9 protein-coding genes are annotated in these 12,285 nt (G+C 41.6%); all 9 read left to right on the top strand.

Features of this window, described 5'->3' with window-relative positions:
* On the top strand, positions 1-888 hold the full coding sequence (speE, locus tag BM097_RS01195) for a polyamine aminopropyltransferase (RefSeq protein ID WP_090545103.1): 888 nt from the start codon (positions 1-3) through the stop codon (positions 886-888).
* 18 nt (positions 889-906) lie between these two features.
* Entirely contained in the window at positions 907-2,166 is a 1,260-nt protein-coding gene (locus BM097_RS01190) for a saccharopine dehydrogenase family protein (protein WP_090545101.1), read from the top strand.
* A 16-nt stretch (positions 2,167-2,182) separates the two neighbouring features.
* Positions 2,183-3,328, top strand: coding sequence for a carboxynorspermidine decarboxylase (nspC, locus tag BM097_RS01185; RefSeq protein WP_090545099.1), 1,146 nt, complete (start codon positions 2,183-2,185; stop codon positions 3,326-3,328).
* 9 nt (positions 3,329-3,337) lie between these two features.
* The gene (aguA, locus tag BM097_RS01180; protein WP_090545098.1) at positions 3,338-4,486 is read left to right on the top strand and encodes an agmatine deiminase; all 1,149 of its coding nucleotides are present in this window, start codon (positions 3,338-3,340) and stop codon (positions 4,484-4,486) included.
* A complete protein-coding gene (gene aguB, locus BM097_RS01175) occupies positions 4,483-5,352 on the top strand; it encodes an N-carbamoylputrescine amidase (protein ID WP_090545097.1) in 870 nt (289 codons plus the stop codon). Before aguA ends, aguB begins: the two co-directional genes overlap by 4 nt.
* A 91-nt stretch (positions 5,353-5,443) precedes the next feature.
* Positions 5,444-6,751 carry an ATP-binding protein gene (locus BM097_RS01170; protein ID WP_090545095.1) on the top strand — a complete coding sequence of 436 codons (1,308 nt, stop codon included), beginning with the start codon at positions 5,444-5,446 and terminating at the stop codon, positions 6,749-6,751.
* 19 nt (positions 6,752-6,770) lie between these two features.
* Positions 6,771-7,583, top strand: coding sequence for a TrmH family RNA methyltransferase (locus BM097_RS01165; protein WP_090545093.1), 813 nt, complete (start codon positions 6,771-6,773; stop codon positions 7,581-7,583).
* 132 nt (positions 7,584-7,715) lie between these two features.
* Positions 7,716-11,510 carry an endo-1,4-beta-xylanase gene (locus BM097_RS01160; RefSeq protein WP_090545091.1) on the top strand — a complete coding sequence of 1,265 codons (3,795 nt, stop codon included), beginning with the start codon at positions 7,716-7,718 and terminating at the stop codon, positions 11,508-11,510.
* Between the two features lie 589 nt (positions 11,511-12,099).
* A partial coding sequence (locus BM097_RS16995; RefSeq protein ID WP_255406610.1) for a polymorphic toxin-type HINT domain-containing protein occupies positions 12,100-12,285 on the top strand: 186 nt, incomplete at its 3' end.

The following is a 12,285-nucleotide window of genomic DNA, read 5'->3' as shown; positions in this document are numbered from 1 at the left end:
ATGGATTTTTGGTTTTCACAGATGGAGACGGAGCATGTAAAGACAAGCATCCGTGTTAACAAGCAGCTTTACAGCGCCCAAAGTGAGTATCAGCGAATTGATGTTTTTGATACCCAAGAGCTTGGCAAAATGATTGTTCTTGATGGCGAAATCATTTTTTCAGAGGCTGATGAATTTATTTATAACGAAATGATTGTTCACGTGCCTATGGCGGTGCATCCTAATGTTAAACAGGTGCTTATCATCGGTGGAGGAGATGGCGGAGTTGCCAGAGTTCTCACGGAATATCCCGAAATAGAGCATATCGATGTGGTTGAGCAGGATGAAATGTTTCTTGAAATAAGCAAGCAGTTTTTCCCGGAGACTGCAAAGGGATTTGACGACGACAGAGTTACAGTTACAAATATGGATGGACTTAGATTCCTGCGTAGATGCAGGGATAAATATGATTTGATTATTAATGATACTACAGACCCATTCGGCTATGCGGAAGGTCTATTCACCAGAGAGTTCTATGGCAGCTGCTACAGAGCCCTTAAGGAAGATGGCATCATGGTATATCAGCATGGAAGTCCTTTTTATGATGAGGACGAGGAAGCCTTTAGAGCTATGCACAGAAAGGCCTACAAGAGCTTCCCTATTAACAGAGTATATCAGGCAAATATCCCTACCTGCCCATCAGGCTATTGGATGTTTGGCTTTGCTTCCAAAAAGTATCATCCTTTGAAGGATTTGGATTCAAAGCGATGGAAGGCCAGGGAGCTTAAGACCTGGTACTACACAACAAATCTTCATAAGGGAGCCTTCATGCTTCCTAAATACGTGGAGGATTTGCTTGAGGAAGAAGAGCGCGCAGCTAAAAAAGAAGGAAAAGAAAATATAGATTAACGAGGAGAGTATTAAAAAATGGCAAGATTATTAATTATTGGATGTGGTGGAGTAGCACAGGTTGCAATATCAAAGTGCTGCCAGAACAGTGATGTATTTGAGGAGATTATGATTGCAAGCCGTACAGTTTCAAAGTGCGAGGCAATGAAGGAAAAGCTTGAAGGCACAACAAAGACAGTTATCAAGACAGCACAGATTGATGCTGATGATGTGGAAGCACTTACAAAGCTTATTAAGGATTATGCTCCAGATGCAGTATTAAATGTAGCACTTCCTTATCAGGACCTTACTATCATGGATGCTTGTCTTGCAGCAGGTGTTGATTACATCGACACAGCCAACTACGAGCCAGAGGACACAGATGACCCTGAGTGGAGAGCTATCTATGAAAAGCGTTGCAAGGAATTAGGCTTTAGCGCATACTTTGATTACAGCTGGCAGTGGGCATATCAGGACAAGTTTAAGGATGCTGGCCTTACAGCACTTCTTGGAACAGGCTTCGACCCAGGTGTTACATCAGTATTTGCAGCTTATGCAAAAAAGCATTATTTCGATGAGATTCACACAATCGATATTTTAGATTGCAACGGTGGTGACCACGGTTATCCATTCGCTACAAACTTTAACCCAGAGATTAACCTTCGTGAGGTTTCTGCTCCAGGTTCTTATATGGAAAATGGCAAGTGGATTGAGATTCCTGCTATGAGCATCAAGAGAGAGTACGATTTTGATGGAGTTGGAAAGAAGGATATGTATCTTCTTCACCATGAGGAGATTGAGGCACTTGGCCGCAACATGCCAGAGGTAAAGCGTATCCGTTTCTTTATGACATTTGGTCAAAGCTACCTTACACACATGAACTGTCTTGAAAATGTAGGTATGCTTAGCACTACACCTATCAACTTTAACGGTCAGGAAATCGTGCCTATTCAGTTCTTAAAGGCATTGTTACCAGACCCTGCATCACTTGGTCCTCGTACAGTTGGTAAGACAAATATCGGTTGTATCTTCACAGGTATCAAGGATGGCAAGGAGCGTTCAATCTACATCTACAACGTATGCGACCACCAGGAATGCTACAAGGAGGTTGGTTCACAGGCTATCAGCTACACAACAGGTGTACCAGCTATGATTGGTGCAATGATGGTTGTTACAGGTCAGTGGAAGAATCCAGGTGTATTCACAACAGATGAATTTGATCCAGATCCATATATGGAAGCACTTAATAAGTGGGGCTTACCATGGCAGGTTGTTGAGAACCCAGTTCTCGTAGATTAATGCGTAAGAGGGGAAAATGTTTACATCGCAAATAGAAACTCCATCCTATGTAATAGATGAGAGCAAATTAATAGAAAATCTTAAGGTTTTAGAGAGAGTGCAGAAGGAGGCCAGCTGTAAAATACTGCTGGCCCAAAAGGCATTCTCTAATTTTGTTGTATATCCACTTATCGGCCAGTATTTAGCGGGAACTACAGCCAGCGGCATATATGAGGCACGCCTTGGCAAAGAGGAGATGGGCAAGGAAAATCATGTGTTTGCCCCAGCCTATAAAAGTGCCGATATGGATGAATTAGTAAAAATCTGCGACCATATCATCTTTAATTCTGTAGCACAGCTGATGAAATACAAGGATACATGCCTTAAGGCTCAGGTAGAGATTGGCCTTAGAGTAAATCCTCAGTGTTCTACCCAGGGGGACCACGCTATCTACGACCCATGTGCAGACGGCTCCCGCCTTGGAGTGACACTAAAAGCTTTGGAGGAAGCTCTATCAAAGGATGCCAGTGTACTAGATGGTGTTAGTGGCCTGCATTTTCATACATTATGCGAGCAGAATTCAGATGATTTGGAAACTACGCTGGTGGCATTTACAGATAAATTCGGTAAATTCCTGCCACAGATGAAGTGGGTAAATATGGGCGGCGGACATCATATCACAAGGGCTGATTATGATGTAGACAGATTGATTAGACTAGTAAAGGAACTTCGTGCTAAATACGATGTTCAGGTATATTTAGAGCCAGGAGAAGCCATCGCTCTTAATGCTGGATACTTTGTAACAGAGGTTTTGGACATTGTTGAAAATGGCATAAAGACACTTATATTAGATGGTTCTGCAGCCTGCCACATGCCAGATGTATTAGAGATGCCATATAGACCACCTCTTAGGGATTCTGGAGAATGGGGCGAAAAGCCTTTTGAGTACAGGCTTAGCTCTTACACCTGTCTTGCAGGAGATATTATCGGGGATTATTCCTTCGACCATGAGATTCAGGTTGGGGATAGGCTGATTTTTGAGGACATGGCAATTTATTCCATGGTTAAAAACAACACCTTTAATGGTATTCCACTTCCAAGTATCTACCTTCTGCATGCAGATGGGGAAATTGAACTAGTAAAGAAATTTGGTTATGAGGATTTTAAAAATCGATTATCGTAAATACGTATTATGAAAATTAACAGTACACCTAGTAAAGATAAATTTTATATGCCTGCAGAATATGCTATGCACCAGTGCACGGTAATGATTTGGCCTGTTCGTCCCGGTTCTTGGCCTAATGGCGGTGTAGAGGCAAAGCTGGTTTTCGCTAAAATAGCAAGAGCCATTGCAGAAAGCGAAGAGCTTTGGATGTTGGCGGATGAGTACCACATAGCCGAGGTTAGGGATGCATTTAAAAATGATGAAAGAATTCATCCCCTTTGCATTCCTACTGATGATGCCTGGGCAAGGGACGTGGGCCCTACCTGTGTTGTAAATGGAACTGAGGTAAGAGGAATCGACTGGCAGTTCAACGCCTGGGGTGGCGATTATGATGGCTTGTATGCCCATTGGGAAAATGATGATGCAGCAGCCGCTGCTATCTGTAAGGCTTTGAATATGGATGTGTATGACGCCCATCCATTTGTGCTTGAAGGGGGCAGCATTCACAGTGATGGTGAAGGTACAGTGATAGTCACAGAAGCCTGCCTTCTTAGCAAGGGACGCAATCCAGATATGACAAAGGCTGAAATTACTGAAAAGCTGTGTGAATATCTTGGGGCAAAAAAGGTTATCTGGCTTCCAAGTGGCATATATAATGATGAGACAAACGAGCATGTAGATAATGTATGTGCATTCACTGGTCCTGCTGAGGTGGTGCTTGCATGGACTGATGATAAATCGGACCCACAGTATGCCATGAGCAAGGCCAGCCTTGAGGTTCTTGAAAAAGAAACTGATGCGAAGGGACGCTCCTTTAAGGTTCACAAGCTTCCAATCCCAAAGCAGCCTGTATGTATTACAGCCCAGGAATTGGAGGGATACGAATTCGAAGAGGGAGAAGATGTAAGAGAGGTAGGAGAGCGCCTTGCAGCATCCTATGTGAATTTTTACATCTCAAACGGAGGGATTATCCTTCCTCAATTTGGAGATGAAAATGATAAGGTGGCGGTGGAAATTCTTTCCAAGCTTTTTCCTACCAGAAAAATCTATCCAATTTATGCAAGAGCAATTATTGTAGGGGGAGGCAATATCCATTGCATCACCCAACAAATCCCAAAGAGCCTTCCCCTTGAGGGGAAGGTGTCAGCGAAGCTGACGGATGAGGTGAAATTATGAGAAAAATAACAATAGCTGCCATTCAAATGCAGTGCAGCACATCAGTAGAAGAAAACATTAAAAAAGCCGACAAGATGGTGCGCGATGCTGCCTCAAAAGGCGCCAACATCATTCTTCTTCCAGAGCTTTTCGAACGCCAGTATTTTTGCCAGGAGCGCAGATATGAATACTATGATTTTGCAAAGCCAGTAGAGGAAAATGATGCCGTAAAGCATTTTGTGAAGGTGGCGGCAGAGCTTAATATAGTCATCCCTGTCAGCTTTTACGAAAAGGATGGAAATGTGCTTTATAATTCTGTGGCAGTGATTGATGCAGATGGCACAATTCTTGGAGTGTACCGAAAGACTCACATCCCTGACGATCACTTCTATCAGGAAAAATTCTATTTCACACCAGGCAACACAGGCTTTAAGGTATGGAAAACAAAATACGGCACTATAGGTGTAGGTATTTGTTGGGATCAGTGGTTCCCAGAGACAGCCAGAAGTATGGCAGTACAGGGGGCAGAAATTCTTTTCTACCCAACAGCCATCGGCAGCGAGCCTATCATTGAATGTGACAGCATGCCTCACTGGAGACGTTGTATGCAGGGCCACGCAGGAAGCAATCTTATGCCTGTGATTGCTGCCAATCGTATCGGCCTGGAGGAAGTAAAGCCATGTAAGGAAAATGCAATGCAGTCCTCTAGTCTGAATTTCTATGGCAGCTCATTTATGACAGATGAAACAGGTGAGATTCTTGAGGATGCCTCAAGAGATACAGAAGAAATCCTCATTCATACCTATGATTTGGATGAGATTGCAAACAATAGATTAAGCTGGGGAATCTTCAGAGATAGAAGACCTGAGTGCTATGGTGATATATAAATGAAATAGAGTAAAGATGGTCTGTAGCTAGGCCATCTTTTTGTTATATGTTATAATAACTCCCAAAAGACTAGAGTTTAGGAGGCAGGTTATGTACGACAAGATTTCAAGATTATTAATGTATGGCGATTTAACAGAAGACAGCATTTTGTATCAGCTTGGCAGAGTCATAGATGATATTGAATCAGGTGATTACAACAAGCGTGAGGCTACTCGTGAGATTAACGCTATTTCCAAGCGTCTGCTTATGCTGGCTACAGATTATGGCTTTGATGACAATCTTTGGCACAATTATCTTACCTTCTATATTATTATGAATGAAAATCCATTTTCACTGGTTACGGAAAAATGTGAGGTAAAGCCTGGCTCTGTAAATCATTTGGTGGAAAATGATTTTAGGATTTTAAAGGAGCTTTTCGATTACGATTTCAGCCCTCTTGAAAAGGAGCTTGGAATAGAATGCTTTACGGTATTTTTGAATTACAGCTCTGTAAAAAAGAATGAGCAGATGTACAATCGCAATGTAAGCGAAAAGGTCAGAAGATTGTCAAAGGCTCTAGAGGCTGCCGCAGATGAAAAGGAATTTTTTAACGTAATTACGGATTTCTATAAGGCTTATGGAGTGGGAATGTTTGGCCTAAATAAGGCATTTCGTATTGAGGAGACTGGCATAAACGATATTCAGTTTGTCCCAATCAATAATATGGATGAAGTGGTTTTAGATGATTTGATTGGCTATGAATATCAAAAGCAGCAGCTTATCGATAATACAGAAAGCTTTGTTAATGGTAAAAAGGCTAATAACGTATTACTCTTTGGTGACAGTGGTACTGGCAAGTCCACCAGTATTAAGGCTATCGTAAATCAGTATTATGATAGTGGCCTTCGTATGATTGAGATATACAAGCATCAGTTTAGATATTTATCAAAGATTATCGCCAGCATCAAAAATAGAAATTACAAATACATCATCTATATGGATGATTTATCCTTCGAGGAGCACGAGATAGAATATAAATTCCTAAAGGCAGTTATCGAAGGTGGCGTAGAAACAAAGCCAGATAACATCTTAATCTATGCCACATCTAATCGCCGTCATCTCATCAAAGAGACATGGAACGACAGAAATGACCAGGATAATTCTAACGACAGACATCACTCTGACACGGTGGAGGAGAAGCTTTCACTAGTGCACAGATTCGGTGTGACCATCAGCTACACAAAGCCTATGCAAAAGGAATATTTGGAAATAGTGCTGGCCCTTGCAAAACGAGCTGGCATCACCATGCCAGAGGATGAGCTTATAGCAAAAGCAAAGATATGGGAGATGGAGCAGGGTGGTCTTTCAGGCCGTACAGCTCAGCAATTCGTATATCATCTGCTTGGGCAGGAGCAATAGATAGGAGAACAGAAATACATTGATTAGAATTGAAAGTTTAGAGGATTCTAGAGTAGATATTTTTACTAAGTATAATGAGGCACAACTGTATCATTATTTCGAGCCAAATGGGGGAGCCTTTATAGCTGAGACACCAGAGGTTATCAAACGAGCCCTTGCAATGGGTGCCCAGCCTTTAGCTTTTCTTGTAGAGGAAAAGGCCTACGAATCAGATGTGGTTCAGGAATTACTTTCTGGTGTAGACAGTGATGTGGATGTGTTTGTGGCAAGGCTTGAAGTGATTAATAAAATCACTGGCTTTAACCTTACAAGAGGTGTGCTTGCTGCCTGCAGACGTCCAGCCCTTCCACAGATAAGCAGTCTTTTGCAATCTGCAAAACGAATCGCTATTTTAGAGGATGTTATGAATCCTACCAATGTAGGCGCTATATTCAGGTCAGCGGCAGCACTTGGGGTGGATGGAATCGTCCTTACCCATGACAGTGCAGATCCATTTTATAGACGTGCGGCCCGTGTTGCTATGGGTACAGTTTTTCAGGTGCCTTGGACTTATTTTGAAAAGGGTTCAGATTATGTTGCCACCCTTAAGGAAAATGGATTTTCAGTGGTATCTATGGCACTAAAGGATAATGCCATTTCATTGGACAGTCCTATATTAAAGGAGCAGGAAAAGCTTGCTGTAGTATTCGGTACAGAAAGCACAGGGATCAAGCAGGAAACAATAGATGCCAGTGATTTTGTTACCATCATTCCAATGCATCATGGAGTGGATTCTCTCAATGTTGCAGCAGCATCTGCCGTAACTTTTTGGGAACTTTGCCGGACAAACTAGTGAGGTTTAATCACCAATATTTAATTTGTCGGGGTTTATTCTAAAAATTATCATGCCTTATTTAAAATCGCCTTTGTTATCATGTAATTACCGCGGTGTTTTTACAATAAAAAAAGGAGAATATTGAGGGTTATGGTAAAGAGAAAGATCTACAAGGCGTTGTCAGTAGCAATAGCTTCTACTATGCTAATGACAACTCCAAGTCCTGCATTAGTCAATGCAAAAGAATCACAGACAGATTCGGCTGAAGAAGTTGTAGAAGAGCTTCAAGAGGAAGAATCAGAAGAAACAAAAGATGAAGTAAAAGAAGAAGTAAAGGAAGAATCTGAAGAGGAAACCAAGGAAGAGTCCGAGGAAGAATCTGAGGAGGAGTCTGAATCTGAAGAAGCTTCTGAGGAGAAGAAGGATTCTGAGGAAGACGAGGACTCTAAAAAGACATGCCAAATCACTTATAGCATGTTCGATTTTGATGACAGTTACGAAGGCGGTTCATGGGGTTCAACTGTTACAAAATCAAAGGGTGGCGTAAAAATTGAGTACAGCGGAAACTATGCGGAGAAAGTTTTTGGTCTACCTAAAGGAATTAAGGGTACTGATGTAGTATCAGTAAAAGCAAATCTGTTAAAGGGCAGCAAATCAGGCTTCTCACTTAAGTTCAGAAACAAGGGTGAGGAAGTAAAGGCAGCTTATGGAACAGATGTTATTGAAAACACAGACAAAGCTGAATTCGATGGAATCGGCTTGATGAATAGCTCAGGTGGTGGCACATCATTTACTATCCAGAGTATTACACTTACTCTTAAGGGTGATGCAGCTGATTACCCAACACCAAGCGAGATTGTAGATGACAACACAAAGCCTGAGATACAGTGGGATATTCCAGATTTAAGAGATTATATCTCTTGTGACAAGGGCCTTGGCAAGGACAGCTACACAGGTGCAGCCATCATGATTTCAGAAATCACAGATGAAGCTTTGATGGATATCGTAGAAAAGCACTTCAATGCTGTAACATTTGGTAACGAGTTTAAGCCAGATTCATTAATGAACTACAACAACTCAAAGCCAGCAGACGGACAGATTATTACTGAAACATGGACAGATGCGAAGGGTGTTACACACAAGGATATGGCTGTTCCAAAGCTTGATTTCTCACGTCCAGAGAGAATGCTTCGCGTTATCAAGGATTGGAATGATGAGCATCCAGACAAGGAAATCAAGATTAGAGGTCACGTTTTAACATGGCATTCACAGACGCCAGAGTGGTTCTTCAAGGAGAACTATGATCCAAACGGTGACTGGGTATCACCAGAGGAAATGACACTTCGTCATGAGTGGTACATCAAGAGCGTATTCGAGCATGTATTCTCTTCTGAATACAAGGATATGTTCTATGGCTGGGATGTTGTAAACGAGGCTTGTTCAGACAGCACAGGTACATACAGAAGCGCCAGCGCAAGTGAGCGTTCTAACTGGGCTAGAATCTATGGAACAGGAAGCAAGGAGGATGCTCCAGATTACATCCTTAACGCATTCAGATATGCAAACTACTATGCTCACAAGATGGGCAAGGATGATGTAGAGCTTTACTACAACGATTACAACGAGTGCTCAGGCAACAAGCCAGATGCAATCGCACAGTTACTTGAGAGTGTAAAGAGACATGAAAAGGATGCTGTTCTTCCTACCAGAATTTCTGGTTTTGGTATGCAGGGACACCACAACATGCTCGGACCTAGCAAGCAGCAGATTGTAAACTGTGGTAAGAGATACGGTAAGATTGTAGGCAAGATTCAGGTAACAGAGCTTGATTTCAAGTGCTCTGATGAGTACGATGGAACATCTGCAACAGAGGCTGCTGAGTACACAAGAGAAGCTTATCGTTACAAGGAAATCTTTGAGGCATACAAGGAAATCGATGCTGATCCAGATATCGATGTAAACGGATTTACAGTTTGGGGTGTAATCGATCCTAACTCTTGGTTACAGACATCAAACAGTGCAGGTGGCGGAGCTAACGGAAACAGAAAGCAGGTTCCACTTCTTTTCGATGGCGACTACATGGCAAAGCCAGCTTACTGGGCATTTGTTGATCCTTCAAAGCTTGAGCCAGCTATCAAGAGCTTAACAGTAGTTCAGGCTGCATCAGGCAAGGACGCATTTGCACATGCAAAGAGCGCAACAATTGAAGGCACAGAGTACACATTCCTTCCAGTTTGGGATGGAGAAAAGCTTTCTGTAAAGGTAAAGGCAAATGGCGCTAAGGCTGCAAAGCTTTATGTTGATTTTGCATCAGATATGAAGGATGGCGCATCAGTTGTAACAGCTGAAGCTACCCTTGATGAAAATGGAGAAGCAGTACTTGAGGTTGCTGCACCTTCGCAGTTAGTTGCTACTTCACGTCTTGCAATGGATGTAGTAGTAACAGATGCTGATGGAGACCACGCATTCAACAATCTTCGTCTCACACAGGATGAAGGTAGCAAGTACTATGCAAAGGCAATCTGCAAGCCATACATGAATGTAACAAAGGGAACTGTTACAGTTGATGGCGATGTTGATGATGCTTGGGAAGTTGCTAAGGAAGTAAATTTAGCTGTTACTGGTTCAAATCCAAAGGCTACAGCTACAGCAAAGCTTCTTTGGGATGAGGAAAACCTCTATGTTCTTATGAACGTAAAGGATGATGATTTAGATGCATCAGCTTCAGCAGTTCATGAGAAGGATTCTGTAGAAGTATTCATCGATGAGAACAATCACAAGTCTGATGGATATGAGGCAGATGACAAACAGTACCGAATTAACTACTTAAATGAGACAAGCTTTAACGGCGACAAGTGCCTTGAGGACAACCTTAAGCATGCTGTTAAGGTAACAGATGATGGTTACATGGTTGAAGCAGCATTTGCTTGGACAGATATCACACCAGAAGTTGGAGCAGCTATCGGTCTTGATTTACAGATTAATGATGGTTCAAACGGCGCTCGTATCGGTACACGCAGCTGGTATGATGAGACAGGTAATGGCTGGTCTGCACCAAAGGTATTTGGCGAGGTTACACTTGTAGACGGTGAGGAAACACCTGATACTCCAGAAGAGCCAGTAATCGTTACACCATCAGTTGCAGAGGTAGCTGATGCAGTATACACAGGTGCAAAGGTTACTCCAGAGGTAGTTGTTACAGCTGGTGACAAGGTACTTGTTAAGGATGTAGATTACACAGTTTCTTACAAGAACAATAAGAATGCAGCAGCAAAGGTAGGAAATGGTATGGGTGAGGACTTCAATGCTTCACTTCCTACAGTAGAGGTTAAGTTCATTGGCGAATATGCTGAGAACGAAGCTGTAAAGGCAAACTTCACAATTGCTCCAGTTGATTTTGCAGATGAGGATGCAATTGAGGTTGAGCCAGTTGATACATTTGTTGAGAGCATCTTCACAACACGCCCAGGCGTAACAGTTTACTTCAATGGTAAGACACTTTCTAAGTCTAACTACACATTACAGTACAGACTTGGCGAGAATGGCAAGCTTTTAAACAAGCTTCCAGCACACGCTTCTAATGCAGATGGAACATACTATGCAGTAGTTACAGCAAAGGGTAAGAACTTCGTTGGCGCTACAAGCGTAGAGCTTGATATTCTTGAAGAAGTAAGCATCCATGTTCTTGAAGCTAGAGTAGATAGAAACGCAAGCTACAACAAGAGAACAGGTGCAGTAAAGATAAAGGCATACTACACTGTTAAGACAAATTCTGAGGCTAAGCACTTCGGCGTTAAGAAGGGCGCAGTAGTAACACTTGAGTCTGGAAAGGATTTCGAAGCTACAGTTGTAGTAAGAGAAAGATTCACAGGACTCGGCATGATTCACATTAAGGGAAATGATCCTTTAGTTGGTGATAGAGTTGTAATTGTATCACTTAGATAATTCTTTCTAATCTCTTATCTATGGGGTTGGCATCTATTTTGGTGCCAACCCTATTTATAGTCCGGTATTAGATTTTCTGATGAAAATCTAATACCTATACTCTAGAAAGAGGATTTGTTAAGGCAGGAGAGTTGAGACATCCTGAAAATTACTTCTTCGGATAATTTATTACAACCAGATAGTAGTGAGTCTAAATGAAATTACTATCCAGTGGAGATTTCGAGTTGTGGATAGTAGTGATTTTAGAGTAAACTACTATCTGGGGATTATTATCAGTTATAGATAGTAATGAGCCAGTATGAAACTACTACCTGTAGTTTGTTTTATGTAGAGGATAGTAATGGGATTGAAGATGCCTACTACCTAAGGCTTATTTTTGATTTAAGATAGTAGTTAATTGATTTTTTGCTACTACCCATGATGAATTTTTAATTGTAGATAGTAAAGTGGACCAGCTGCATGGAGTTACGATTGTAACGATATTAAAACCTTGGGAAGGATTAGATTTATCTATATGGATGTAATGATAAATAGCAAAAATGAGTTTTATGTTTGCGAATCATAAAATACTATTTTTTAGCTACCACTAATAGATGATGATGGCAATAAGCTTCATCTGGAGAAAAAGAACAAAGAGCACTTAAATAAGCCGGTCACTGTATATAATTTTGCAGTAGAGTATTATCATACTTACTTTGTTGGTGAGAATGATGTACTGGTTCACAATAATTGTGGTGTTGAAAAGGCATTTAATTCCAAAGAAAATGAGATAAAT

The sequence above is a fragment of the Pseudobutyrivibrio sp. OR37 genome, assembly GCF_900113655.1.
Lineage (GTDB): Bacteria > Bacillota > Clostridia > Lachnospirales > Lachnospiraceae > Pseudobutyrivibrio.
This window is presented reverse-complemented; position numbering and strand designations above follow the sequence as displayed.